Annotated in this window: 20 protein-coding genes and 1 pseudogene; 9 read left to right on the top strand and 12 right to left on the bottom strand. The window is 71.6% G+C overall.

All coding sequences use genetic code 11. From position 1 onward, the window contains the following. Positions 1–52: 52 nt before the first annotated feature. Positions 53–328 (top strand): annotated as a pseudogene (locus AB0C33_RS40260) (NUDIX domain-containing protein); the annotation flags it as partial. A 251-nt stretch (positions 329–579) separates the two neighbouring features. After that, a complete protein-coding gene (locus AB0C33_RS40265) occupies positions 580–1638 on the top strand; it encodes a polyprenyl synthetase family protein (RefSeq protein WP_358297963.1) in 1059 nt (352 codons plus the stop codon). Positions 1639–1668: 30 nt separating this feature from the next. Here the strand turns inward: AB0C33_RS40265 and AB0C33_RS40270 are convergent, their stop codons facing one another. Both AB0C33_RS40270 and AB0C33_RS40275 read right to left on the bottom strand, forming a co-directional pair. Next, on the bottom strand, positions 1669–2145 hold the full coding sequence (locus AB0C33_RS40270) for a hypothetical protein (protein WP_358297965.1): 477 nt from the start codon (positions 2143–2145) through the stop codon (positions 1669–1671). Positions 2146–2151: 6 nt separating this feature from the next. Then, entirely contained in the window at positions 2152–2982 is an 831-nt protein-coding gene (locus AB0C33_RS40275; protein WP_358297967.1) for a hypothetical protein, read from the bottom strand. 223 nt (positions 2983–3205) lie between these two features. On the opposite strand from AB0C33_RS40275, the gene AB0C33_RS40280 reads away from it, so the two are divergent. Together AB0C33_RS40280 and AB0C33_RS40285 are read left to right on the top strand one after the other, a co-directional pair. Next, positions 3206–5026: a M4 family metallopeptidase gene (locus tag AB0C33_RS40280; protein WP_358297969.1), complete on the top strand. Its 1821-nt coding sequence runs from the start codon at positions 3206–3208 to the stop codon at positions 5024–5026. Between the two features lie 660 nt (positions 5027–5686). Next, complete coding sequence (locus tag AB0C33_RS40285) at positions 5687–6529, top strand: universal stress protein (protein WP_358297971.1); 843 nt, start codon at positions 5687–5689, stop codon at positions 6527–6529. A gap of 69 nt (positions 6530–6598) precedes the next feature. On the opposite strand, the gene AB0C33_RS40290 is transcribed toward AB0C33_RS40285, so the two are convergent. Then, the gene (locus tag AB0C33_RS40290) at positions 6599–7210 is read right to left on the bottom strand and encodes a TetR family transcriptional regulator C-terminal domain-containing protein (protein ID WP_358297973.1); all 612 of its coding nucleotides are present in this window, start codon (positions 7208–7210) and stop codon (positions 6599–6601) included. Between the two features lie 96 nt (positions 7211–7306). Here AB0C33_RS40290 and AB0C33_RS40295 point away from each other — a divergent pair, with 96 nt between their 5' ends. Then, positions 7307–8827, top strand: coding sequence for a carboxylesterase family protein (locus tag AB0C33_RS40295; RefSeq protein ID WP_358297975.1), 1521 nt, complete (start codon positions 7307–7309; stop codon positions 8825–8827). Between the two features lie 25 nt (positions 8828–8852). Here the strand turns inward: AB0C33_RS40295 and AB0C33_RS40300 are convergent, their stop codons facing one another. After that, positions 8853–9704, bottom strand: coding sequence for an alpha/beta hydrolase (locus AB0C33_RS40300; protein WP_358297977.1), 852 nt, complete (start codon positions 9702–9704; stop codon positions 8853–8855). Between the two features lie 69 nt (positions 9705–9773). Here AB0C33_RS40300 and AB0C33_RS40305 point away from each other — a divergent pair, with 69 nt between their 5' ends. Continuing rightward, positions 9774–10748, top strand: coding sequence for a DUF5937 family protein (locus AB0C33_RS40305; RefSeq protein WP_358297979.1), 975 nt, complete (start codon positions 9774–9776; stop codon positions 10746–10748). Between the two features lie 96 nt (positions 10749–10844). Here the strand turns inward: AB0C33_RS40305 and AB0C33_RS40310 are convergent, their stop codons facing one another. Then, on the bottom strand, positions 10845–11432 hold the full coding sequence (locus tag AB0C33_RS40310; RefSeq protein WP_358297981.1) for a TetR/AcrR family transcriptional regulator: 588 nt from the start codon (positions 11430–11432) through the stop codon (positions 10845–10847). 102 nt (positions 11433–11534) lie between these two features. Here AB0C33_RS40310 and AB0C33_RS40315 point away from each other — a divergent pair, with 102 nt between their 5' ends. Then, a complete protein-coding gene (locus tag AB0C33_RS40315; RefSeq protein ID WP_358297983.1) occupies positions 11535–11975 on the top strand; it encodes a DoxX family membrane protein in 441 nt (146 codons plus the stop codon). A gap of 63 nt (positions 11976–12038) precedes the next feature. Here AB0C33_RS40315 and AB0C33_RS40320 read toward each other — a convergent pair whose 3' ends face one another. Beyond that, positions 12039–12386, bottom strand: coding sequence for a hypothetical protein (locus AB0C33_RS40320; protein WP_358297985.1), 348 nt, complete (start codon positions 12384–12386; stop codon positions 12039–12041). Between the two features lie 311 nt (positions 12387–12697). Here AB0C33_RS40320 and AB0C33_RS40325 point away from each other — a divergent pair, with 311 nt between their 5' ends. Beyond that, positions 12698–13603: a S41 family peptidase gene (locus tag AB0C33_RS40325; RefSeq protein ID WP_358297987.1), complete on the top strand. Its 906-nt coding sequence runs from the start codon at positions 12698–12700 to the stop codon at positions 13601–13603. A gap of 45 nt (positions 13604–13648) precedes the next feature. On the opposite strand, the gene AB0C33_RS40330 is transcribed toward AB0C33_RS40325, so the two are convergent. The 4 genes from AB0C33_RS40330 to AB0C33_RS40345 form a co-directional block, all read right to left on the bottom strand. Beyond that, positions 13649–15700, bottom strand: coding sequence for a serine/threonine-protein kinase (locus AB0C33_RS40330; protein ID WP_358297989.1), 2052 nt, complete (start codon positions 15698–15700; stop codon positions 13649–13651). Between the two features lie 328 nt (positions 15701–16028). Continuing rightward, positions 16029–17693: a TROVE domain-containing protein gene (locus tag AB0C33_RS40335; protein ID WP_358297991.1), complete on the bottom strand. Its 1665-nt coding sequence runs from the start codon at positions 17691–17693 to the stop codon at positions 16029–16031. Between the two features lie 596 nt (positions 17694–18289). Beyond that, positions 18290–18775, bottom strand: a complete 486-nt coding sequence (locus AB0C33_RS40340) for a LysR family transcriptional regulator (protein ID WP_358297993.1) — start codon at positions 18773–18775, stop codon at positions 18290–18292. Between the two features lie 42 nt (positions 18776–18817). Then, complete coding sequence (locus AB0C33_RS40345) at positions 18818–19453, bottom strand: TetR/AcrR family transcriptional regulator (RefSeq protein ID WP_358297995.1); 636 nt, start codon at positions 19451–19453, stop codon at positions 18818–18820. 96 nt (positions 19454–19549) lie between these two features. Between AB0C33_RS40345 and AB0C33_RS40350 the strand changes: the two genes are divergently transcribed. Further along, complete coding sequence (locus AB0C33_RS40350) at positions 19550–20242, top strand: SDR family oxidoreductase (RefSeq protein WP_358297997.1); 693 nt, start codon at positions 19550–19552, stop codon at positions 20240–20242. A 171-nt stretch (positions 20243–20413) separates the two neighbouring features. On the opposite strand, the gene AB0C33_RS40355 is transcribed toward AB0C33_RS40350, so the two are convergent. Together AB0C33_RS40355 and AB0C33_RS40360 are read right to left on the bottom strand one after the other, a co-directional pair. Then, positions 20414–21697, bottom strand: a complete 1284-nt coding sequence (locus AB0C33_RS40355) for an FAD-dependent monooxygenase (RefSeq protein ID WP_358297999.1) — start codon at positions 21695–21697, stop codon at positions 20414–20416. A 157-nt stretch (positions 21698–21854) separates the two neighbouring features. Then, positions 21855–24908: a tetratricopeptide repeat protein gene (locus tag AB0C33_RS40360; RefSeq protein WP_358298001.1), complete on the bottom strand. Its 3054-nt coding sequence runs from the start codon at positions 24906–24908 to the stop codon at positions 21855–21857. Positions 24909–25055 lie beyond the last annotated feature (147 nt).

Raw genomic sequence — 25055 nt, forward strand, 5'->3', positions numbered from 1 at the left:
AGCCGGCCGGGTTCCTGGAAGCCCGCGCCCGCCGGTACCGGTCGAGGTCGCGGCGGCGCGGGAACTGCTGGAGGAGACCGGCTACGAAGCTGCGACGCTCGAAGTGGTCATGCGGACCTTTCTGGCGTCGTACGCCTCACATCGCCGCCACGCGCTCCTGGCCCGCGGGCGCCGGAAGGTCGCCGAGCCGGGACTGGACGACGGCGAGTTCATCGAGACCGTGCTCATGCCGGTCGGCGCGTTCGTCCAGCACGTGCTCAGCGGGCAGATGACCGACACCGACCTCGCCTTCGCGGGGCTGGTCGCCGCCGGCTACCTGAAGCCGTGAGCACCGGCGCGTCGATCGCCATGAGGTGCTGCAGGCCGCGCCGAGGTAGGTGAAGGCCAGTTCGAGCTGGCCACCCTGCTGCGCAAGGCCCTCAACGGAACACGGGGACCCACCTGAGGCGCACGACCGAGCGCCTTTACAATGTAGATTAAATCCGGGCATCGGCGACACACCGGCCCGCAACCCGCTCTCCCCCACACTCACCGCTTAACCTGCAGAAACACACCCGGGGAAGAACGGAGCCGCCCGACATGCCTGTCGCCCAGCCCGGACCCGGCCGTACCGCCGAGCAGATCCTCGCCGACACGGCGCGGATCACCGATCCGGCGCTCATGCGCGCGGTGAACTGCCTGCCCTCACCGCTGCGGGAGAGCGTGTACTACCACTACGGCTGGGCCGGCCGGGACGGCGGGCCGGCCACCGGTGTCCGCGGCGGAACCGGACGCAAGGGCATCGCCTTCACCCTGCTGTGCGCGGGCATCGACGGCGGCCCGGTCGAACGCGGCCTGCCCGCCGTCGTCGCCGGCAACCTCCTCATGAACGTGGCCACCCTCCACGACGACATCGTCGACCTGGAGGCCCGGCGTCGCGGCCGGCCCACCGTCCTGGCGGCCTACACCACCGGGCACGCCATCATGGCCGGTGACGCCCTGCTGGCCCTGGCCTTCTCCCACCTGGGCGAGCACCCGCACCCCCGGACCCAGCAGGCGCTGCGGACGATGCGCGCGGGCTGGCTCCAGCTGTGCGCGGGCCAGGTCCGCGACGAGGAGCACGAGGGCCGCTGCGAGACCAGCCTCGACCAGGCCGTCTCCGTGCAGGCGGCCAAGACCGCCGAGGGCGTGCGCGCGGTGTGCTGCCTGCCCGCCCTGCTGACCGACGCCTCCGGCGCGCAGGTGGAGGCCGTCGGCCGGTTCGGGTTCCATCTCGGCATGGCCGTGCAGTACCACAACGATCTGTCGGACCTGTGGCCGGCGGAGCAGCTCAGCCGGTCCCGCTACGGTGACGTCCGCCGTCGCAAGATCACGCCCACGGTCGCGGCGTGCCTGGAGTCAGGGCACCGCGACAGCGGGCGGCTCGCCGCGTTCTACCGAGGCGACGGCGAGCCCGCCGAGGAGGGGCTGGCCGCCGTCGCGGACCTGATCGACCGGTGCGGCGGCCGCGCCTGGACCCGTGAACAGAACCACGCGCACCTGCGCCTGGCCCTCCAGAGCCTCCAGGAAGCCGACCCGCCGCCGGCCGTCTACCGCGACGCGGTCACCCTCGCCGGCATTTACCAGGTGGGCGATGCCGGGCCCCCCGCCCACCAGTGAGCCGTTCCGGCTGATCCAGGGGCGGAGCCGTCAGTGCGGCACGTCCAGACCGGCGCTGCGGGCCGCGTCCATCGCCGCGGTGACGAACTGCTCGTAGGTTCCCATGCCGTTCTTCAGGCCGAACAGGTCGGTCTGCCGGTACTCCACGACGACGTGCGTCGCCTTGTACGGCGTCGTCTTCTGCCCCATGGAGTACGTGAACCACTCCGCCGGCCGTCCGGGGAAGGGCTCGTGGGCGGGGTAGCCGCGCGGCGGGGACATCGCGTCGTAGGCGATGCCGCGCGGGCCGTCGCCGCTCATGTGGAGGGCCAGCGTCTCGTCGCCCTGGCCCGGGTCGCCGGCCTGGATCGAGCGCAGCCACCAGAAGAGACTGAGCTGGTTGTCATACGTCTGGCGCCCGCCCAGACCGTACGGCCGGGGGCACACCCGGGAATTCTTGTCCCCGTCGGACAGGGCGTTGACCATGGCGTCGAAGGCGGACCGTTCCACCTCCGTCAGCGCGTTCATGTAGACCTAGCGCAGGTTCGTGCGCGGCAGCAGCGCGAAGCCCGCCTTCGGCCCGTCGCCGGAGGTGAGGTTCTGATGGGCGAAGACCCACAGCATGTACTGGATCAGCGTGACGAACCCGATGAGGTTGGCCGTCTGGTGGCGTCCCCGCAGCCATGCGCCCACCTGGGCACTCGGGTCGAAGCCGAGCACCCCCAGCCGGGCGGGCAGCTCGGCCAGCGGCACGTCCAGGGTGGCCTGAGCGGTGCCGTGGACGAGGTCCCTGCCGGCGGTCAGGGCCAGCACGTCGCCCTTGGCGTAGACGGGCGTCATCACCGGGTTGCCGGCGAAGTCGAAGTCGCACCGCTTGATGGGCGCGGCCAGGGACACGGTGATGATGTTGCCCACGTTGGTGCCCGGCACGAAGCGCAGCCCGTCGGTCGGCTGGACGTCGTCGTGGGTCTTGAGGTGCCCCTGGGCCACGCGCACGGCCTGCGTCTTGGCGCTCGTCCGGGTCCTGCTCAATCGCCGGTTGCCGGTCGTCTCCTCGTCCTCCTGCTCCCCTGACCGCAGGAACGTGGCGGGAAGCTTGGCGGTGTCGGGCGAACGGCCCGTCAGCAGGCTGATCAGCTCGCCGATGAAGACGAGCTGACGGCGCAGGGCGGCCCACGTCGTCACCGAGTCGGTGATGATCTCGACGTCGCCGCCGTCGGACTCGATGGCGATCCCGGGGTCCTGCCAGTAGCAGACGCGTCCCTTGGACGGCAGGGCGTCCTCGGTCTGCCAGCCGTCCTTGGAATCCGCCAGAAACCTCAGCTCGTTACGCTGGAACTGCCATTCGAACCCGATCCTGGGCATGAGCGCCTCCTGGGGGATGTGTGTGGCTGCCCCTCCCGAGCAGGTCCGGCGCGCCTCAGATACGTGCTGACGGGTGGAGTTCCTTGCGTCACCGACTCGGGGGCTGAATGGCCATAAATCCCGATTTTTCCGCCTATTTACCTCGATATTGACCTGCTGTAGTTCATCAACTCAAATGCAGGTGACCCCGTCCATCGCCCGCCGGCGCAAGAGGAGCGACCCCATGAGACGCAATGCCGTGTTAGCCCTGGTCACGAGTGCCGTCTGTGTGCTCGTGGCCACTTCGGTCCCCGGCCCGGCCAACGCCTCCAAAGGCGATCCCGCCGACCTCCTGGTGAAGTCCAGGCCCGCACTGCTGCACAGCTCGACCGAGGACGCGTACATACGGCAGGGCCCGATCGAAGGGCAGAACGGGCTGCGCTACACGCCCTACACCCGCACGTACGCGGGGCTGCCCGTCTACGGCGGCGACTTCGTCGTGGTCAGCGCCGCCACCGGCGAGGTCCTGAGCACCTCCGTCTCCCAGGACAGCCCCCTGGACGTGGCCACCACGCCCAGGCTCGGCGCCTCCGAAGCAGCCCGCGTGGCCAGGAGCCAGCTGCCCCAGGTCTCCTCGATCGCCGCGCCCCGGCTGGTGGTCATGGCTCAGGGACGCGGCCGGCTGGCCTACGAGGTGCTCGTCCACGGCGCCGTCGGCGGCAGGGAGAGCAGGCTGCACGTCTTCGTCGACGCGCTGACCGGCGCGGTCGTCCTGAAGTCCGACGAGGTCAAGGCGGGGGTGGGCAACAGCTACTACAACGGCAACCCGGTCACCATCGGCACCATGGCGACCGGCTCCTCCTTCGCGATGATCGACCCGGTGCGGCGGAACGTGCGCTGCGGCGGCCCGAACGGCTCCGCCTTCACCGGGCCCGACGACTACTGGGGCAACGGCAGCGGCACCAACCTCGAAACCGCCTGCGTCGACACGCTCTTCGCGATCGACACCGAATGGGACATGCTCAAGACCTGGCTGGGACGCTCCGGCTTCAACGGAGCCGGCGACGGCTACCCCGCCCGCGTCGGCCTGAACGACGTCAACGCCTACTGGAACGGCGTCAACACCGCCTTCGGCCACACCTCCGACAACCTGCGCCAGCTCACCGCGATGGACATCGTGGCGCACGAGTACGGCCACATCGTCTTCGCCACCACGCCCGGCCTCGACCTCGGCGACAACGAGAAGGCCATACTCAACGAGTCCACCGGCGACATCTTCGGCGCGCTGACCGAGCAGTACGCCAACGAGCCCGCCACCCTCGACCCGCCGGACTACACCGTCGGCGAGGAGGTCAACGTCGACGGAACCGGCCCGATCCGCTACATGTACAAGCCGTCGCTGATCCCCGGTCACCCCGACTGCTACAGCAGCGCGGTGCCGTCGATGCCGCCCCAGGTCGGGGCCGGCGTCCAGAACCACTGGTTCTACCTGCTGGCCGAGGGCAGCAACCCGACGAACGGCCAGCCGCCCAGCCCGACCTGCGACTCCTCCTCCATCGTCGGGCTCGGCGCGCGCAAGGCGGGCCAGATCTACATGGGCACGCTGCTGCGCAAGACCTCCGCCTGGCCGCACACCATGGCCCGCCGCGCCTCGCTGCAGGCGGCCCTGGACATGTTCCCCTCGTCGTGCCTGGAGTACAACACGGTCAAGGCCGCGTGGAACGCCGTCCGCGTGCCCGCGCGGGCCGGCGAGCCGTACACGTGCGACTTCTCGGTCGCGGTCAACCCCGCCGCGGCGACCGTGCAGCCCGGCCAGACCGTGAGCGTCACCGTCGGCAGCGCCGTCGTCTCGGGCGCCCCGCAGCAGATCTCGCTGTACGCCAGGGGGCTTCCGGCGGGCATGACGGCGTCCTTCAGCCCGTCGAGCATCACCACCGGCGCCACCTCCACGCTGACCGTCACGGTCGGCGCCAGCACCCCGTCCGGGACCTACCCGATCACGGTGCTGGGCGACGGCGTCGCCCTCGACCACACAGCCACCCTCACCCTGACCGTGGCCCCATGAGCCGATGACGCCTCAGCCGGGCTTGCGCCCGGCTGGGGTTGCGGCGGCCGCGCAGGCAAGCGCTACAGATCGCCCAACGCTGACGATGCCCACGCCTGCGGTGCAGTACCAGCGACACCAGGGCGGGCGGCAGCGTCAGGGCCGTCGCGACCGCGAGCGCGGACGGTCCCGGCAGCCAGATCCCGGCCGCGGCCCACAGCAGCCCGTACACCCCCCACGAGAAGGCCAGGCCACCCAGCAGCCGGCCCATCCCGCCTGCCGACCGGACGTGCCGCGCCAGGCAGGCGGGCGGGCGCCGCAAACGTCGGGCAGCGAGGTGTCGAGCGGGAGCACCGGCCGCTCGGCCTCGGACGGCTCGTCCGTCCCGGACGGGCCTTCCCTGCGGCTGAGCGGATGAGGAGCATCGTTCACCCGCCCTGATCTACCAGGGCCGTCTTGTGATCCACTGGTGGTCACTGGTCACGCCCGCCGGCGCAGGCCGTGGCCGAGCGCGGCCGGCCGGCCGGCTCAGCGACGACGTGCGCCCCGGCCAGGTCTTCTGCACCCGCCAGCGGGGTCAACGCCCTCACGCGTCCGCCGGCGGAGAACCCGCGGCACGCCAGACATGACGGTGGGCGGCTTCGGGGTAGGGGAAGGGCGGGGGCTCGGGGGAGGCGGAAGATGGCTGGACGGATCGTGGCGGGCGTGGACGGCTCGCCGCCCTCGATGGCGGCCGTCGAGTGGGCCGCGGCGGACGCCCGCAGGCGCTCGCTGGCGCTGCGGCTGGTACACGTGTGCGAGCCGTGGACGGGCGACGTCGGGACGGCCGAATACTGCGCCGGGATGCTGGAAGCGGCGGCGGACCGGGCGCGCGGCCTGGTTCCCGGCGTGGAGGTCGGCACGGAGATCCTGCCCGGTCCGGTGGTGAACGACCTGGTGCGGGAGTCGGCGGAGGCCGACAGCCTGGTGCTGGGCAGCAGAGGGCGGGGCGGCTTCGCCGGGATGGTGCTCGGCTCCACGAGCCTGGCGCTGGCCGGGCACGCCGCGAGCCCGGTCGTGGTCGTCCGGGAGGCCGCCACGACACGCCGCGGCCGGATCGTGGTCGGATACGACGGCCGGCAGTCACCGGCCGCCATGGAGTACGCCCTGAAGCAGGCCCGTGCCCAGGACGCGGAGCTCCTGGTGCTCTATGCCTGGCGGCCGCCGCTCCTGTCCTCGTACGCCTCCGCCTACAGGATGACCGGCGAGAGCTTCGAGGAGAACGCCCGCGCCGCCGCCCAGGAGGTGATCCCGTGGCGGGAGGGGAACCCTGACGTGCGGATCGTGGACGAGCAGGTGTGCGATCATCCGGTCGCCGCCCTCAGGAACGCGTCGTCCACGGCCGACCTGGTCGTGGTGAGCTCGCGCGGGCTGGGCGACTTCGCCTCCACGATGCTGGGCTCGGTGAGCCACGGGGTGCTCCACCACGCCGCCTGTCCGGTGGCCGTGGTGCCGCCCGGCGGGGCCTCCAGCGCGTCCCGTTGACGGGCCGGACGCCCCGTCACTCGAACCCGCCGGACCTGACGGGCACCGGGCCTTCCTTTGCCCGGCCGGTCACGCGCTCCGGCTCTCGCCGGCGAACAGCCTGTCCAGATGCAGGTCGATCGCGGTGAGGGCGTCCTGGGGGGCGATCACGTCCAGTTCGAGGAGGGGGGTGAGGCCGGTGAGGGCGAGGAGCAGGTTGGTCTCGGTCGCCGGGTCGCGGTCGGGGGCGAGGTGCCCGTCGGCGATCGCCTGGCGGACCAGCCGCTCGACGAGGGCCCGCCCCTGGAGGAGGCCGCGGCGCGCCTGCTCGTGGACGGCCTCGTCGTGCAGCGCCTCCAGGACGTAGGCGGCGCTCATCCGGCTGGTGGCGCGGGCGTCGGTGTGCAGGGGCAGCATTTCCGCGAGCGTCAGTCGCAGCACGTCACGCGGGTGCGGACGGTCGCCGAGCCCCGCGAGGCCCTGCTCGACGCGCAGCGAGGTCTGTTCCGAGGCGAAGTCCATGGCGAAGGAGAGCATGGCGGCCCGGGAGGCGAAGTAGTGCTGCAACTGCCCGAGTGAGATGCCCGCCTCCTGCGCCACCACCCGTGTCGTCAGGTGCGCGACGCCGCGCTGCGCCACCACCCGCCACAGCGCGCGGGCGATCGCTTCGCGGCGTTCGCGGTGGTCCACCTGTTTCGGCATCGCGGGCCTCTCCCTCGTCACTCCCAGCTTTCCCATACAGTTGACATAATACACTTGACCTATAACCATGGGGGTCCGTTCGAGGAAGGAGCCGTCATGTCCGAAGAGCCGAGGGTGCGGACCGCGGAAGGGGTGGTGCAGGGGCGCCGGCGGCAGGGCCACGCGGTGTTCCGTGGCATCCCGTATGCCCAGCCGCCGGTGGGAGCGCTTCGTTTCGCCGCGCCCGCCCCGCCGCGCCGCTGGGACGGCACGAGGCAGGCGGCGGAGTTCGGTCCCCGGGTGCCGCTGTCCCTGCCGGTCGACGTGGGCCCGCCGCAGGGCACGGACTGGCTGACGCTCGACGTCGGCACCCCGGATCCGGGCGCGGGCGGGCTGCCGGTGCTGGTGTGGCTCCCCGTGGGCGGCTACGTCTCGGCGGCGTCGAGCGACCCGATGTACGACCCGGCGGCGCTGGCCGGGGCGGGGCTCGTCGTGGTGACCGTCAACTGCCGCGTGGGCGCGGAGGGTTTCGCGTTCCTCGACGACGCGCCGCCCAACCGCGGCTTCCTCGACCAGATCGCGGCGCTGGAGTGGGTGCAGCGGAACATCGCCGCGTTCGGCGGCGACCCCGGCCGGGTCACCGTGGCCGGACAGTCCGCCGGGGCCGGGTCGGTCGCCGCCCTGCTGACGATGAAGCCGGCGCGCGGCCTGTTCCGGCGGGCCATCGCCCACTCGGCGCCGGGGCTGCACAGCACCCCCGCGCTGGCCCGGCAGGTCACCGCCGCGCTCGCGGACCGGGTCGGCGCGGCGGCCCCCACCGCCGCGGCCCTGCGCGACATCGACCCCTGGCGCCTGGCCGCGGAGCTCACCTCCTTCAACGCCGCCCTCCATGCGCACCGGGAGAGCTGGGGGCGGCTCACGAAGACCGGCACCGCCCTGTGCCCCGTCGTCGACGGCGAGGTTCTGCCCGAGACGCCCTGGTCCGCGCTGACCGGCGGGCGCGCGGGCGGGATCGAGCTGCTCGCCGGCCACACCCGGGACGAGTTCCGGCTGTTCAGCGTCATGAGCGGGCGGCAGGGCGGCTTCACCGAGCAGGACGCGCGCACGGCCCTGGAACTGCTCGCACCCCGGCCGCATGGCGCGCAGGCGTACCGCGCCGGGTTTCCGCAGGCCGGTCCGGAGGAGCTGGTGGAGACGGTGTACTCCGACGCCCTCTTCCGCATGCCGTCACAGCAGCTGGCCGAGGCCAACGCCGCGGCCGGCGGCACCTCGTACCTGTTCGAACTGTGCTGGACCGCCCCGGCGCTCGGCGGCGCTCTGGGCGCCTGCCACAGCCTCGACGTCCCCCTGGCGTTCGGCACGCTGGACAGTCCCATCGGCGCGCAGCTCCTCGGCGACGAGCCCGCCCCCGAGGCCGTCGCGCTCTCCCGCGAGCTCAGGGAGGCATGGGTGCGCTTCGTCACCACCGGCGACGCGGGATGGGCCGCGTACCGGCCCGACCGGCGGCTGACCCGCGTCCTGGACGCCGAGCCGGCCACTCTCCCCTACCCCGAAGAGGTCTCCCGCCGGATCTGGGCAGGCCACTCCCCCACGCCCTTCGACCTCTCGCAGGGCGGAGAGACGGTGCCGCGGCAATGAGGACGATCTCCGGCCGGGTGTGCGCTCAGCTGGGCGCCTGACGCAGGAACGCCGAGGTCGTGGCCACGAACCGGCCGGCGTCGTCGAGCCACGGAAAGTGCCCTGCCCCGGCCTGCACGACGAGCTCGGCGTGCGGGAACAGCGCGGCGAGCTCGGCCACCGCGGCGGGCGGGGAGTTCAGGTCCACCTCACCCGCGAGCAGCAGCACCGGCGAGGTGAAACGGGTCAGCGCGGCGCGGGTGGCGTCGGGGGCGAAGGCGCCCTCGGCGCCGAAGACGGCTGCCGCCTCGTTGTTCCGCTGCTCGTCCTCGGCGGCCTTGTGGGCCTGGGCCGTCTCGTCCCAGCGGCCGTACCAGAACGGCGCGATGGCCTGGAAGGCGTCGTGGCTGGCCTGGCCTGACATGACCTTCTCCAGGGCCGCGAACGCCTCCGGGAACCAGGACTCCCCCTCGCGCAGCCGGGCGGTCGCCCGCCGGACCTCCTCGGTGATCCTGACGCCGACGGCGGCGACGCTCGGAGCGACCAGAACGAGCCTTCCGACGCGTTCCGGCTGGCGAGCCGCGTAGAGCACGGCCAGATTCGTGCCCCCGGAATGGGAGAGCAGGTCCATCCGGTCGAGCCCAAGGTGCTCGCGCAGGGCCTCGACGTCGTCGACAAGGCGGTCGCAACGGTACGAGGCGGTGTCCGGCGGCACGGCGGACCGCCCGGTGCCCCGCAGATCCGCCATGATCAGCCGCCGGTGCGCCGAGAGGCCCCCGAGGTCGCCGAGATAGGCGGAGGCCTGCATCGGCCCGCCGGGCAGGCAGACCACAGGGGGGCCGTCGCCGGACACGTGGCAGGCGAGCTTGAGGCCGTCGTAGGAGGTGAAGAAGTCCATGCCCGCCAGCCTGCAGGGAAACGGCGCGCCGCGGCTATCGTTAAGCCACAGCTACATGATGAGGGGCGGATGGCGGTCGAGATCAGGTTCACCGCGGCGTCGGTCGCGAAGGTGCGATTCGCCGTCTCACCGCTGGGCGAGACGGTGCTTGCGCTGCGGATCCTGTTCGGCACGGGCGGTCATGCCGTCCACCGGCCCTGGGTGCGCCAGGCGCGCCCGCTGCTGGCGCGCGAGCGCGAGCTGCCGCTGCTGCGCGCGCTGATCGCCGGGCCGCTGCCGTCGTTCCTGTTCCCGGCGCCGGCTCAGCGCCTGCCGTCCATCGCGACGGAGCTGGACCTGGTACGCGCCACGCAGGACGACTTCTTCCGGCAGGAGTACGCCGCGGTCCTGGGCATGCCGGCCGAGGACGTCCCCGAGCCCGCGACGGTCCTGCCAAGGCTGGCCGAGGCGCTGCACCGCTGCCACGAGCTGCTGATCGCGCCCCAGTGGGGCCGGATGTGCGCCGTGCTGGAGGCCGACATCGGACGGCGTGCGCTGACCCTGGTGGAGGGCGGGGTGCAGGCGCTGTTCGCCGAGTTGCACCGCGACATCGCCTGGGAGGACGGCCAGCTGGTCGTGCACGGCCGGCGCACCCCGCACTCCGTGTTCACGGTGGACACCGGCGGACATGGCCTCGTTCTGCAGCCCAGCGTCTTCAACTGGCCGGACGTGGGCGTCGACAAGGCCCCGGTCGCCGCCGCGTCGATCCGCTATCCGGCGATGGGCGTCGGCCTGCTCCGGGAGTCGCCCCGGCCGGCGCTGACGGGCCTGATCCCGGTGCTCGGCCACACGAGAACGCTGATCCTCGCCGCCTTGGCCGAACCTCAGACGACCGCCGCCCTGGCCACCCGCCTGAACATCACGCCGAGCGCGGTGTCCCAACACCTGGGCGCGCTGCGGGGGGCGGGGCTGGTGTCGACACAACGCAAGGGCCGCACGGCCCTCCACCTGCGCACGGAACGAGCAACCCACCTGATGGACGGTCCGGCCCCGAACGGTCACTGACACGACGGAATCAGGTCTGAGGGTGCAGGACGGGCGAGGCCGCCGACCGTCAGACCGTCTCTGGGCGCAGGACGGGCGAGGCCGCCGACCGTCAGATCACGGGCTGGCCGCCCCGCCCGCCACGGCGCCGAGGACGAGGCGGAGCATCGAACGGGCCAGGGCCTCCGGGTCTCCGTCCGCGCTCTCCGGCAAGGCGCCGCTCAGCCACAGGGTGGTGAAGCCGTGCGCCAGCGACCACGCGGCGACCGTGGTCGTCCGGTCGTGTTCCGCGCTCGGCGACAGCGAGTGGGCGCTGGCGTTGAGGACGTCCGCGGCGCGCTGCTGCGCGGATCGAACGCCGGGATCGTCCACCCGGTAGAGCTCCGGCCGGAACATCACCTCGAAGTGGGGCCGGTGGTCGAGGCCGAAGCGGAGGTAGGCGACGCCGACCTCCCACACGTCGGAGGCAGCGTGCTCAAGAGCGTCGGCGAACATGGTGAAGCCCTCGGCGGCCACGGCCGTCAGCAGACCTTGCTTGTCGCCGAAGTGGTAGGCGGGGGCGGCGTGCGAGACGCCGGCCCGGCGGGCCAGCTCGCGCAGGCTCCATCCGGCCGGGCCGGATTCGCCGATGGCCTGCAGCGCGGCGTCGATGATGACGCGCCGCAGGTTGCCGTGGTGGTAGGACGGCTGGCTGATGTTCCTCACCTCCGCGTTCCAAGGCTCAGCGGGACGACCACACCCTAGCTTGACATTGACAAGATGACGAACCTCCCTCCAATCTGTCCAATGACAAGATTGGAGGACGGAATGGTTCCGTTCATCGCCCTCATCGGTGGCTTCGTCGTCCTGCGGCTCGTCGGCCTGGTCGGCGTCGACGCACTGGACGCCTGGCAACCGGCCCTGCGCGGCGCTTTGGCCCTGATGTTCGTCTTCACCGGCGTGCCCCACTTCCTGCCCTCGTGGCGCCGCGACTTCGTCGCGATGATCCCGCCGTCGTTCCCGCGGCCGGCCCTGCTGGTCACCCTCACCGGCGTCCTGGAACTGACCGGCGCCGCCGGGTTGCTGTTCGCGCCGGTCGCGCCGTACGCGGCGATCGGGCTGGCGCTGCTCATGATCGCCATGTTCCCGGCCAACGTCTCGGCGGCCCGCCGCGGCCTCACGCTGGCCGGGAAACCCGTGACCCCGCTGCCGGCCCGTACGGCCCTTCAAGTGCTCTTCATCGCCGCCGCCGTCGCGGCAGCCGTATGAGCTCGGGGGCCGTCGATCCACACGTCGGCGTCCGGCATCGGCGAGTTCGCGGGAAAGCTGGGGCTAGCAGTTCACGGTGCGGTCATAGGAGCCGAAATGCCAGGGGTAGTAGATGGTCTCGGAGTCGCTCAGGGTGCGGCAGTAGGAGTCGGGGCCGTGTTTGACGACGACCTTCACCTTCATCGTCCTGCCGCAGCGATTCGAGATCCAGACCGTTTTCCTCTTCTTGCTCACACTCCGCTCGATGCAGGCCGGCGCCGTGGTTCTCCCTGCCGCCACGGACGCCGGAACGGCCTGCGCCTGGGTGACGGCCGCGCTCGCGGGCGCCGGGAACGAGGTGACGCCCAGCGTGAGCGTTGCCGCACAGGCCAGACCGGACAGCGGAGCCTTGATCGTACGGGCGATGCGCATGGTCACTCCCTGTTTCATTCGAAGTCGGGTCGAACGTCATGGGAAGTCTGATCCCCGCCGCGTTGAAGATGCATTGAGGATTCGTTGAGTCGGCAAGCTGATGCCATGCCGCTCGGGGGCCGATTCCTTTCTGTGGCGGCCGGGGTCTACATGAGAGATCGGCTCGCGCGCCGGGCCGATCGTTCGGCTTCCCGGACCCGCTCATGCGCTGACCCGCCGACGAGCACAGCCGTGCAGGCCGTTTCGCCGCCTGCCGAAGGCGTTTCAAGCGTCTTTGACGTCTTCGGAGGGGCGGTGCTCTACTTCCTGCCATGACGCCCCTGACGAACCTTCGGCCTGCCCCCGTCATCGACGAGACGACCCGCCTGCTGACCGAGCACTACATTTTCCCCGAGACAGCCGAACAGCTTGCCGACCTGCTGCGACGACGCCTCGCCGAGGGCGCCTACGACGTCGGCGGCGCCGAGGAGCTCGCCCGTCTGGTCACCGCGGACCTGCAGTCCGTCAACGGCGACAAGCACCTGAGGCTGAAGCACCACGCCGACCCGGTGTCCCCCGAGCAGGGCGCGGCGACCCTGGAATCCATCCGCCGCGACTACGACACCTCGCTGGGCGGTGCGCCCCGGGTGGAGCTGCTCGACGGAGGAGTCGCCGTGGTGGAGCTGGCGCCGATGCTGTTCCCGCTGGATTGGGCCGCCGAACCGCTGAGCGCCGCGCTCACCTTGGCCTCCCGCGCCCAGGCGCTGATCGTGGACCTTCGCGACAACCGGGGCGGCGACCCGGACACCGTCGCCTTCGTCTGCAGTTACCTCCTGGACGAGCGCACCCACCTCAACACCATGCACTGGCGCGGCGGCGAGCGCGGCGAGCAGTCCTGGAGCCTGCCGCACGTTCCCGGCGCGCGTTTCGGCGGCAGCAAGCCTTTGTACGTGTTGTCCAGTGGCAGCACCTTCTCCGCCGCCGAGGAGCTGGCCTACGACCTGCAGCAGCTCGGCCGCGCCGTTGTCGTCGGCGAGCCCACCCGCGGCGGCGCGCACCCGTGCAAGGGCTGGACCGTGCATCCCCACCTGGAGGCCACCGTCCCCACCGGCCGCGCCGTCAACCCCGTCTCGGGGGCGAACTGGGAGGGCACCGGCGTGCAGCCGGACATCCCTTGCGCCGCCGCGGACTCCCTCGACCGGGCGCACGCCCTGGCCCTCGCCCGGCTGGCAGGCTGACGCAACCGAGCTCATCGTCGGTGCGGCACCGGACGCGTAACCGGGTCACGGGTCTTCGACCGGCCACAGCCGGCAGCCCTCGGCATCCACGAACCAACCTCCTGAGACCAGGAAGGTTCCATCGGGATGGAAGGCCAGCGCAGCAGCCCTGCGGTCGGTCACGGTCGCCTTCGCCCGGCCGGTCGCCGGGTCCCACAACCGGATGCCTTCCTTGTCGGCCACTGCCAGGGTGGCGCCGTCCGGGCTGAAGGCGAGGGCATCGACGTCCGCGTTGCTGATGGTGCGCAGCCGGGTTCCGTCACCGGATGTCAGGGAGCAGCCGTGTGCGCCGCCCAGCGCGTACTGCTTCCCGTCGGGGCTCACGGCGACCGCCGAGCCGTCTCCGTCGGGGCCGATCGCCTCCAGGTCGCCGCTGTCGAGGTTCCAGCGCCAGAAGCCGTCCGTCCCGTCGGCTGCGGTGAGGTCCTCCCCTGCCAGCAGGATCGAGTGGCCGTCGTCGATGAAGGCCGCCGAGTTCACCGCGGAACTGGCCTTCGTGGCGAACGGCAGCTTGCGCTTCGGCTCCTTGGCTGCGACGTCCCAGACGACACAGATCTCGGCGGCTTCGAGGTTGCCGACCGGGATGTTGCCCGCCACGACGAGTTGGGCGCCGTCCGCGCTGAACGCCATCGTGCGAGCGCCCCCGACCGGCGAGGGAAGCGAGTGCGTCACCTTCCCGGTGGAGGGGCCGCGGAAGCTCAACGGCACCTTCATCCCGGCTGTCACCAGTGCGGAGCCGTCGGGGGTGAAGGCCATGGCGCCGTTGACGGAATTCTCGGCGGAGAAGTCGGCGATCATCTCGTGCGAGTCTGCGGCCCACAGCCAGCCGCCGCCGGAGATGTTGCCTCCCGCGATGGTGCGCCCGTCCGGGCTGAACGCCACCGCGTACAGATCCTCGTCGGTCAGCCGGTTGCGGCGGGACCAGAGGTTCCAGCCGATCGGGACCGCCGCGGCGCCCAGCGCGGCCAGACCGCCGAGCAGGAACCGGCGCCGGGTCGGGCGGCGCCTGCCGGCGGGCATGTCGGGGCCCTTGGGTGCCTGGTGCTCCGGCTGGTGCGGGTGCCGCTCCGTGTCACCGGGAGCGTCCAGGGCTCGACCGTGGTCGGGATCGTGTCGGGTGCTGCCCTGGTGTGCGCCGGGATCGGAAGGCGGGAGAGGCGCCAGGTCCGGCGGGGTCCGCAGCTGACGTTCGGCGATCATCGTCGCGAACGGCGGCGGAAGCCATCGGGTGGTCGTCCGGGTGGGGTCGGTGAGCTCCTTGAGAATCCCGGCCACGCCGGGACGGTCACCGGGATCCTTGGCCAGGCAGCGCTTCACCAGATCCGTCAGGGGGGCGGGCAGGCCGGTCAGGTCGGGCTCGTCGTGGGCTATGCGGTAGACGACCGCCTCGGCCCGTCCCGCGCCGAACGGGCTGCGACCGGTGGCGGCGAACACCAGGACGAGCCCGAGGGAGAACACATCGCTGGACGGGCCGATCTCCCGGCCTCGTGCCTGTTCCGGGGACATGAACGACGGCGTGCCGACCACCGCGCGGGAGAGGGTGTGGGAGGTGGCGTCCAGTGCACGGGCGATGCCGAAGTCGATGACGCGGGGGCCGTCGGCGGCAAGGATGACGTTGGACGGCTTGAGGTCGCGGTGCACCAGGCCGCAGGCGTGGATCGCGCCGAGCCCCTCGGCCAGTCCCGCGCCCAACACGGTGATCGCCTCCGTGGGCATCGGGCCGTGCGCTTCGACGGCCTGATGCAGGGACGGGCCGGGAATGTAGGCGGTGACCAGCCAAGGCGGGTCGGCCTCCGGGGCGGCGTCGACGAGTTGGGCGGTGTAGAACCCGCCGACCCGGCGGGCGGCCTCGGCCTCCAGGGCGAACCGGCGCCGGAACCGGGGATCGTCGGCCAGGTCGGGCCGCACCAGCTTCACCGCGACCGGGCGGCCGCCGGGAGAGCGCCCCAGGAACACCTGTCCCATCCCGCCGCCCCCCAGCCGCCCCTCCAGCCGATAGGCCCCCGCCTGGCGCGGATCACCCGGCCGCAAGGGCTCCGGCCAGAGCGGGAAGTTCATCGCACCTCCGTGTGCAGGTCCTGGAAGCGTTCCAGCAAGCGGTACGCCGTCGCCCGGTGAACGGAGAAGCGTTTGTCAGCTTCGCCCGCTTGCGATCCATCGGCGCACACCCATCGAGAAGAACACAGGTGTCTGTCCATCGGAGATCTTTTCAGGAAACCGCCCGCGGGGAGAGGCGTGAGCGCTGCGACTCACGCGAGTGCTGAGCCCTGCTGTCCCAGGCGCAAGCGAGGGAGAAAGCCCCGGCCGGGATTCTCTTCCTGGCCGGGGCACACGTCTCCGGGAACGGGAGTGACGCGTCACGCCTTTCGAGCAAGTCACCGCGCTTTCAGCCGCGGATGAAGCCGTTGACGATGAGCGGAAGCGACGCGTCCAGGCCGGCCACGTTCAGGACGCCTTCGTCCTTCGCGTCGCCGATCGAATGTCCCGCGGCCGTCATCGCGGTGACGACCACGCGAGCGTCGGCGTTGACGGTGCGGCGGTAGGCGTCGAGGGCCTGCGTCGGGTGGGAGCGTCCCGCCCAGGTCTCGTTGTCGGTGAAGACGATGATGCCGTCCACCTCCATACGCCGGTCACGCGCCCACGTGAACGGCAGTGACAGGTCCGTGCCGCCGCCCGACGGCTGCCACGAGGCGATCTCGCGCAGGTTCGTGCGCGGGGTCACCTTGGAGGCGTGCACGGACGTGTCCACGTCGATGACGTGCAGGTCGCCCTTCTCGATCCGCGACAACATGACCGCCATCGCGTTGCCCACCTCGTACGGGGAGCCGATCGGGGAACCGCCCACCCGGACACCGCCGCCCCAGCTCATCGACCCGGACGAGTCGACGGCGACCAGCAGCCGCTTCCCGGACGGCTCGACCGCGCCGAACGACAGCTCGTACGTCTCCTCCAGCGCGTCGAGGATCGCCGGGACGGGCTGCCAGGCGTGCACGTCGGCGCGCGGGTTGGGCTGCGCCTGCCCGGAGGCGTAGACGCGCATCGCGAGCCAGGCGTCCATCGGGTGGATGCGGGCGCGCAGGATCGCCCGCTGGTCGGTGAGCCGCAGCACCGCCCGCGACGTGGCGTCCGCCATCGGCTTGAGGGTGCCGAGCCGGGTCATGCGGGCCAGGTTGCGGATGAGCGCGGTCAGGCCGACCGTCTCGATCAGCGCCTCCCACACCGACGGCTCCTTCAGAACCGAGTCCGGCAGGAACTCCCACGGCACCTTCGCCTCGGTGACCACCCGGACCGCGTCCTCGGCGGTGGTGACGGCCTTCGCGGTCAGGAACCGGTCGACGGCGGGCAGCTCGTCGCGCGCCTCGTCATCGGAGATGTTGCCGGCGATCCAGCCGAACAGCGTCCTGCGCTGGTCGGAGTCGGCGACCGGGTGGGCGATCCGCAGCACGTCCCGCAGCGCGAACGCCTCGCCCTGCGGCGTCCTGCGCTGGGCTGCCTTGCACGCCTTGAACGCGACCGCGTCGGCCTCGCCGGTGAGGAACCAGGAGCCGAGCGCCGTGCGCAGGCTCCGGCCCATCGTGGGCGCGGTGCCTCGACCGGTCGCCTTGCCGCCGAGGTTCTTGTAGTAGCCGAAGAACTGGGCCAGGTGGTCGGTGGTCCGGGCGACCTTCGCCAGGGCCTGCTTGGCCGCTCGGCGGGTGTCGGCGTCGCCCTTGGCGTAGCAGGCAGCGAGCGCGAACAGGGCCGGACGCTGCTTCGGCGCCCGCGGCGGCCGGGCCGTCGAGATGTCGGTGAGCAGCCTGACGACGCGCGGACCGTCCTCGGCGACGGCCTGGAACAGCACGCCCGCGTTGTCGGCGGTCAGCTGGTTCTCGCCCACGTAGTAGGTGCCGCCGGTGGTGCCGAGGATGAGGAAGTCCTCCAGCTTGCGCCACACGTCCTTGGCGAACGCGTAGCCGCCGGCGGCGTTCCGCACCTGGTCGGTACGGCCGGGGATCGGCTGCGTCTGCGGGGTCGCGAACGCCGAAACGCTCGCGAGAGGGTCACGTGCCATCGTCAGCTCCTTGCTTTCGACCCGCCCGAGGGCGGATATGACGAAGGGGAGCGGACGAACTTCGACCCGCTCCCCCGCCTGTGCGCGTCAGCCTTGCCGGCGGTACGGATGTGGGGGTTCCGACCGGCTTTTCAGCGTGCTGCCAGTTACACCACGGCCCGCTAGTGCGGGCCGCCGGGGCTCGAACCCGGACAACTCGAATGGGAATCGATAACCGATCGAATTCGACCCGTACCGCCGATAAGGCTGACGTGCGATCAGGTCGGGAACCGGCCCGGATATGGGTGACCCACCGGCCGTTACGGTGCTCTGCCATTGAGCTGCACGGACCGAGATCCGCGGCGGGATTCGAACCCGCAACCACCGGCTTAGAAGGCGATAACCGATGAGATTCGACCCGTGCCGGCACCAGACCTGACCAGCTTCGCGCGGCCCGGAAAGGCGCGGATGTGTGTGGCGGGCACCGGAGGGTTCTTTGTTGGAGAAAGATAACCGATGCCCATTCGACCCGCGCCTTTCCGTGTCTCGCGAAGCTGATCCCACAGTAGCGATCAGCGTGCCGCATGACACCTGAATATCGCCGAGATGGGGAAATATCAGGCCATCGTCCCGAGCAATGCACTGCCCCGCCCTGTTCCGGCGGACGGCGTCGTCACCGCCCCGCTCGGCAGGTCAGTCCCGCGGCGGGCAGGTAGGTGATGTCCGGGCGGATCCAGTAGCGGGTCATGTGGGCGGGGAAGAGCACGACGATCTCGGCCGTGCCGGCGAGCGTGATCGCGTCTTCGGTGTCGTGGACCAGGGGTCCGCGTTCGATCGTGCGGCCGTGGCCGGTCTCGCGCGGGATGGCGGCGTCGTACCAGTAGCCGGGCCGGGTGTCGGAGCGCGGGTGCTGGAAGTCCGCGGCGATCTCCAGGGAGACCGACGTGCGGCGGGTGAGCTCGCGGCCGGCGGAGACGGCGAGGACGCGCGGTCTGGATCGCCTGGCTGATGCGGGCGGGTGACACGTGCAGCCGGGCCGCGGTGCGGCCGAAGTGCGGTTCCTCGGCCAGGGGCAGGAAGATCTCGATGTCACGTAGTTCCACGCCTGCTCTGCCCGCTCCACCTGAAAGATGAGCTTTCCGGACTCATCGTTGTTCCGGCTGGGCACTGTAGTTGATCCGCGGAACGTGCGAATCACGTGCGGTGTCCCTCTCGGGAGTGGTCTGGTCGCCGGTCAGTGCCGTGCGGGCGGCGGCGAGGATGTCCTCCGACAGCGGGTCGCCCGCGGTGGCGCGGGCCAGGACGAGGGCGCCGACCATGGTGCACAGCCGTACGACGCCGTCCTGGTCGGCGGTGGCGAGCCAGGCCGCGGTGTCGCCGACCTGCTCGGTGAACACGCGGCGAGCCTCCGCGTCCCCGTGACCGCGGGCGATGTCGACGGCGAGTCCGGCGGCCGGACAGCCGTCGGCGGCGTTGTCGCGGTGCGTGGCGGAGAGGTAGGCGTCGATGAACGCCCGCTGGGCGGCTTCGCGATCTCCCTCGTGCCGTTCGAGCGCGCCGGCGCGAACGTCGGCGTGCTCCTCGAAGGCGCGCGCGGTCGCCTCGCCGATGAGGGCTTCCTTCGAGGCGAACTGCTTGTAGAAGCCGCCGTGGGTCAGACCCGCGGCCTTCATCAGGTCGGCGACGCTGACCTCGGTGCCCTGCTCGCGGAAGAGGCGGGACGCCGTGTCGACGACCCGCCGGCGGTTCTGCCGCGCCTGCGCCTGTGATCCGCGTCCCATCTGCGCCTCCCATTCGGATGTCAGTTGTCATCTATCCTATGCTGCGGCAGATAGATTACGTTCATCATCTATCTCATCCGCATCAAGGAGGCAGGCATGGTTCTGAACGGCGCGGTCGCGGTGGTCACCGGCGCGAACCGGGGTCTGGGGCGCCACCTGGCCGCACAATTGCTGGACCGCGGCGCATCGGTCTACGCGGCCGTCCGCCGCCCCGACGACCTGGACCTGCAAGGGGTCACCCCGCTGCTCCTCGACGTCACCGACCACGCGTCGATCCGGGCTGCCGCGCGGATCGCCACCGACGCGAACGTTTTGATCAACAACGCCGGGATCAGCACCGGCACGCCTCTCATCGGCGGCGACCTCGACGCGGTGCGCCGGGAACTGGAGACGAACTTCTACGGTCCCCTCGCCGTCACCAGAGCGTTCGCCCCGGTCATCGAGGCCAACGGCGGAGGTGCGATCCTGAACATCCTGTCGGTGATCTCGTGGTTGCACCCGGCGCGAGCCGGGGCGTACGCGGCGGCGAAGGCGGCCGCGTGGGCACTGACCGACGCGGCCCGCGAGGAACTCCAGCCCAGGGGGATCAGCGTCTCGGCACTCCATGTCGGCTTCATGGACACCGACATGACCGCCGGGCTGGACGGTGTCCCGAAGGCGGACCCCGCCGACGTCGCCACCCAGGCACTCGACGGGCTCGCCACCGGCCAGGCCGAGATCCTGGCCGACGACCTCACCCGCCGGACCCGTCAGGCTCTGGCACGAGGACCCGTCCCGACCGGCAGGTGATCCCCCGGCGCCAGCCGGACCGGCCGTTCCGCGCGCCGCCTTCCGGAGACGACGTTCACTGATCCGATCGGCGGCGCTTCGAGCATGGCGTGCGGTCCCGGCGGGGGTCGTCCACAAGCCGTACGGGCCGGCGAGGGGTGGGGTGGCCCCTCTCGACACGCTATGTGGCACCTACGGCTTGGCCGAGGAGGTGATCGGGGCTGCGGAGTCCGGTATCCCCGCGTAGTCGGGCAGCTCGACGCCGTTGATCGCGCGCCCGACCAGCTCGGTGAACCATTCGCCGGTGAAATCGGGGCGCGGCTCGGCGTCCGGCCCCGGGACGACGCGGCTGCGGGCGTTCAACCGGCCGATCTCCTGGTTGGCCTCGACGAACGAGCGCATCCGCGCCTCGTAGCGGGCGAACCCGGCGGCGGGGTCCCATCCGGCGGCGGCCAGCTCTCCGGCCAGCAGGTAGGCGCCGACCAGCGCCAGCCCGGTGCCCTGCCCCGACATCGGCGAAGAGCTGAACGCCGCGTCCCCGAGCAGCCCCACCCGTCCACTCGACCAGCGGCCCATCACCACCTGGGCGACCTGGTCGAGGTAGAAGTCCGGGGTGTCGTCCAGGTGCGCGAGGATGTCCGGGGTCAACCAGCCCAGGCCCGCCATCCGCTCACGCAGCAGGACCTTCTGGGCCGCGATGTCACGGTGGTCGACGTCGAAGTCGGCCGAGGGGAAGGAGAAGATGGCCATCGCCCGGGTGGCGTCCTGGATGGGCCGCAGGAGGGCGGAGCGACCGGACTCCTGATCCTGGTACTCCAGCAGCCAGCGGTCCAGCCCGAACTTGTTGGGCACACTGTAGAAGGCCAGCACGTGCCCGAGGTGGCGGAGGAACCGCTCATGCGGGCCGAAGACCATCGCCCGCAGCGCCGAGTGCAACCCGTCGGCCCCGACCACCAGGTCGAAGCGCCGCCGGTCGCCGCCCGCGAAGACCACGTCGACCCCGTCCGCGTCCTGGGCGAGCTCCGCGATCCGGTCGCCGAAGACGTACTCGACGCCGTCGCGGGTGTCGTCGTAGAGCAGCTGGGACAGGTCCCCGCGCAGGATCTCGATGTCCGCGATGTACCCGTCGCCACCGTCGTCGTCGGCACGGAAGGTCTCCAGCACTTGCCCGTCCGCGTCCACGGTGTGGGCGCCGGCGGTGTCGGTGCACGCCGCGCGCACCGCCGCGTCCAGCCCCATGCGCACGATGACCTCCTTGGCGACCCCGCGCGCGTCCACCGCCTGCCCGCCGGGACGCAGCTCGGCAGCCCGCTCCACCACGGTCACCTCGGCCCCCCGCCGGCGCAGCCAGTGGGCCAGCGCGGGCCCCGCGATGCTGGCCCCCGCCACCAGCACCCGGGGACCGCTCGCCCGCTGCTCGCCGGTCCGGATGGTGTGCTCCTGCTTGGAGTCGCCGACGCTCATCACTGCCTCCATGTGCTTCCTCCCGCGCTGAACGTTCCCAGCGCAGGCCCACCGCTGCCGGTGTGTCCAGCCGTATCGACCACGCATCCGCACAGAACTCATCGGCCCACCCGAAGTCGCGTCCACGCTCCCGCGCCGGGTTCCTCCGGGGCCGCCTCGCGTTTCCCGCTCATGTGAGGCTGAAGGGGGCCGGTTCCACGTCGAGCTCTCTCATCGCCTCGGCATAGAGCCGGTAGCGTCGACGGGCCTCACCATGGCGGCGGGCCTTGGTCAACGTCCGAACCAGGTCCAGGTGGGCCGCCTCGTCGTAGGCATCCCGTTCGAGCAGCCGGAGCAGGTAGCGAACCGCTCTGTCGGGGTCGTCGGCCGCCTCCGCGAGCGAGGCCAGCTCGCGAAGCAGGGCCTGGTGCACGGCGCGGGCCTCCTCACGAAGAGGCTCCAGCCACTCGGCGTAAGGAGAGTCCTCGCAGACGTCCCCGGTGTAGCGGGCTTCGGCCGCGACGAGCAGATCCTCGTCCTCGGCGGCGAGCGCCTCGGCGGCGGCGCAGAGGAACTCCTCGGCATCGGTACGGAGTCCGACCAGCTGGATGCTGTACTTGTCGGCGCGCACGAACTCCCCCGGGCCGAACTTCCGTTGCGGATCCAGGACCGAGCGCACGGTGGACAGAGCGACCGAAAGCCGGTTGGCGCAGGACGCGGGCTCCTCGCCCGGCCAGAGGATCTCCATCGCCGCTTCCCGGGCGACAGTGCGGCCGCGTTGGCACGCCAGCCAGGTCAGCAGGTCGCGCGCCTTGCGGGACTGCCATTCGACAGCGCCGCCGCGGCGGCTGAGCCGTACTCCGCCCAGCATGCACAACCGCACGGCGTCCTGGTCGAGGAGCGTGATCCCGCGGAGCAGGCCGGCGCCGGAGCCGTGCGGCCCGCGGACGCCGGCGCGGCGGAGCTCCTGCTCCGCCTCGTCGAGGCCGGAGCCGCTGAGCCGCGCGCGGGCGAAGGCGTTACGCGCGATGTCCACAGGGCTGCCGATCTGCGCCCAGATCTCCGCTGCTGAGGCCAGCAGGTCCGCCCGCTCGCCCGGGGATTCGGCCACGGTGAAGGCCGACAGTTCCAGGGCTTCGGCCATCTTGGCCCGGTCGCGGCGGCTGACGGCCGCCTCGTGGGCGGATCGGGCGTAGGCGCCGGCTTTGGTCCGGTCGCCGGTCTCTGCCCAGACCCAGCCGGCGGCCAGGAGCGCGTCCACCCGGCTGGAGCCGCCGCCTGCCGCGACCGCGCGTTCGGCCAGCTGTACGGCCAGCGCCGGATCGTCGACCGCGTGGACACGGGCCAGTCCGGCCAGGACCGTCTGGGTCAGATGGGCGTTTCGCAGTTGTTCGGCATGCTTCAGGGAGTTCTCGAAGCTGATCCGGGCATGCATCAGCTCCCCGCGCTCCAGGTAGACCTGGCCGAGCCCCGCCAGTGGGTGGCCGAGCTTGTCGCTGCCCACCCGGCTGAAGATGTCGCGGGCCCGTTGGAAGTCGGCCAGGGCTTCGTCGAGCCTGCCCAGGCCCATGAGCGCATCGGCGCGGTTGTGCAGGGCGATCGCGGTCTGGACGGGGTCGCCGACCAGGTCCGCTCGCCGTACCGAGAGGTCCGAGTCGGCGATGGCCTCGTCGTAGCGGGCCTCCTCCGTGCGGCTCGCGGCGCGGTTGGCCAGGACGCGGGCCGACAGCAACAGGTCTCCCGCGCTCTCCGCGGCGGCGAGGGCGAGGGCGCTGTGCCGTTCGCTTCCGGCCCCGTCGCCGGCGTCGTGGGTGACCATGGCCAGCGCGGTGTGGGCGCAGGCGGCAGCGCGTTCGTCCTGGCAGCGGGTGGCCATCGCCAGGGCCTGTTCGGCCAGCTGGGTCGCCTCCGCGCTCTCGCCGACCAGCCAGCGAGCGCTGGCGGACCAGGCCAGCAACATCGCCCGGTCGGAGGAGCTCGACGAGGGCAGCGGAAACGCCGAGCCGTCGAAGCCGCCGGCCAGCTCGAACGTCGACAATGCCGCCTTGTAGTCCCCCCGCTGGTAGTAGATCATCCCCATCCGCCAGGCCACCGCGGGGTCGGTGGCGTCGACACGGCGAAGGCACTCCAGCGCGCCGGCCCAGTCCCCCTGAACCTGGCGGGCCCGCCCCTCGGCCAGATTCACGGCACACGTCCGCCACTCCTCCGGTACGGCGACGCAAGCCCGGACGAGCTCAGCCGCGTGCCCCTCGGCAAGCAGCGACGCATGCCACCTTTCGATCATCGCCACCCGATGGCCGGGCTCGTCACAAACCGCCAGCGCCTCCCGGACGAACCCATGCGACTCATACCAATGGGCCGCCGCCGACCCCCGTCCGGCATCGCCCATGAACTCCCTGACCAGGGTGGACACCACATAGCCTTGATCGCAGGGCGTGATCAGGATGTGCTGAGCGGCCAGAGCGCGGAGCTCCTCGCGGGAGACGGCGACCCCCATCGCCCGGCACAGCTCGTGAGTGAACCACGGCAGCCGAGCGGTCGCGCGGAGGAACTCCTCATGCTCGTCCTTCACCACCTCCTCGACCAGATAGTCGAACACCGGCGTGGCGGCGATCCGTTTGGCACGGTCCGACCAGGGCAGGCCGCTCAGCCAGCTCAACGTGAGCCGTACGGCGACCGGCCACCCCCTGGTGAGCTCGTGAACCTCCTCCGCCAGGTCGTCCGACCCCAGGACGATCGAGGAGAGCGAGCGGGTCTCGGCAGGAGTGAAGGCCAGCTGTTCGGCCGACACCTGGAAGACATGGCCCAGGCCGCGCATGCGCTGGATCGGGAAGGGCACGGCGGAGCGTGAGATCAACACCAGGTGAAGGTCGTCGCCGCCGTGGTGACAGAGCTCTTCGAGCAGGCGCGCCCCGGGGGTGCCCGGCTCGATCCGCTCCACCCCGTCGATGACGAGGACGGTCGGCCGGCAGACGGCGGCGGCCAGTTCGGTGGCGAGCCCGGCTGAGCGGATCCAGCCGGGCGGCGCGCCCAGGGCTTGGCAGATCTCTTCGATCAGGGTGGCGTCGTCGGCCCAGGTCAGCCACGCCACCGGATGATCAGGCCGGGCCCGCGTCCAGCCGCGTACGGCTGAGGTCTTGCCGCCGCCCGGGCCCGCGGTCACCACGGTGAGCCGGTGTCGCGGGATCTGATCGAAAAGGGCGGTGAGTTGCGCTCGTGCCAGCAGAGGCTCGGTCGCCGTCACAGCGAGAAGTATCTGCCGGGCTGGACTTCAAGGCAACCGAAAGATCCATTTGCTCTCCGGCGACGTGGGCGTCGTCCAGACCGCCTTCATCGGCCGAGCCAGGCCATCGACCGGCAAGCGGACGGTGGCCTGGGCGGTGATCGCAGA

The organism is Nonomuraea sp. NPDC048881 (assembly GCF_040649795.1).
Lineage (GTDB): Bacteria > Actinomycetota > Actinomycetes > Streptosporangiales > Streptosporangiaceae > Nonomuraea.

Coding starts and splice junctions, on each gene's coding strand:
- AB0C33_RS40325 (WP_358297987.1), top strand. CDS start 12,698: ATGACGCCCCTGACGAACCTTCGGCCTGCCCCCGTCATCGACGAGACG.
- AB0C33_RS40265 (WP_358297963.1), top strand. CDS start 580: ATGCCTGTCGCCCAGCCCGGACCCGGCCGTACCGCCGAGCAGATCCTC.
- AB0C33_RS40290 (WP_358297973.1), bottom strand. CDS start 7,210: ATGCCGAAACAGGTGGACCACCGCGAACGCCGCGAAGCGATCGCCCGC.
- AB0C33_RS40305 (WP_358297979.1), top strand. CDS start 9,774: ATGGCGGTCGAGATCAGGTTCACCGCGGCGTCGGTCGCGAAGGTGCGA.
- AB0C33_RS40285 (WP_358297971.1), top strand. CDS start 5,687: ATGGCTGGACGGATCGTGGCGGGCGTGGACGGCTCGCCGCCCTCGATG.
- AB0C33_RS40350 (WP_358297997.1), top strand. CDS start 19,550: ATGGTTCTGAACGGCGCGGTCGCGGTGGTCACCGGCGCGAACCGGGGT.
- AB0C33_RS40300 (WP_358297977.1), bottom strand. CDS start 9,704: ATGGACTTCTTCACCTCCTACGACGGCCTCAAGCTCGCCTGCCACGTG.
- AB0C33_RS40275 (WP_358297967.1), bottom strand. CDS start 2,982: ATGCCCAGGATCGGGTTCGAATGGCAGTTCCAGCGTAACGAGCTGAGG.
- AB0C33_RS40345 (WP_358297995.1), bottom strand. CDS start 19,453: ATGGGACGCGGATCACAGGCGCAGGCGCGGCAGAACCGCCGGCGGGTC.
- AB0C33_RS40355 (WP_358297999.1), bottom strand. CDS start 21,697: ATGGAGGCAGTGATGAGCGTCGGCGACTCCAAGCAGGAGCACACCATC.
- AB0C33_RS40315 (WP_358297983.1), top strand. CDS start 11,535: ATGGTTCCGTTCATCGCCCTCATCGGTGGCTTCGTCGTCCTGCGGCTC.
- AB0C33_RS40270 (WP_358297965.1), bottom strand. CDS start 2,145: ATGAACGCGCTGACGGAGGTGGAACGGTCCGCCTTCGACGCCATGGTC.
- AB0C33_RS40335 (WP_358297991.1), bottom strand. CDS start 17,693: ATGGCACGTGACCCTCTCGCGAGCGTTTCGGCGTTCGCGACCCCGCAG.
- AB0C33_RS40280 (WP_358297969.1), top strand. CDS start 3,206: ATGAGACGCAATGCCGTGTTAGCCCTGGTCACGAGTGCCGTCTGTGTG.
- AB0C33_RS40295 (WP_358297975.1), top strand. CDS start 7,307: ATGTCCGAAGAGCCGAGGGTGCGGACCGCGGAAGGGGTGGTGCAGGGG.
- AB0C33_RS40330 (WP_358297989.1), bottom strand. CDS start 15,700: ATGAACTTCCCGCTCTGGCCGGAGCCCTTGCGGCCGGGTGATCCGCGC.
- AB0C33_RS40320 (WP_358297985.1), bottom strand. CDS start 12,386: ATGCGCATCGCCCGTACGATCAAGGCTCCGCTGTCCGGTCTGGCCTGT.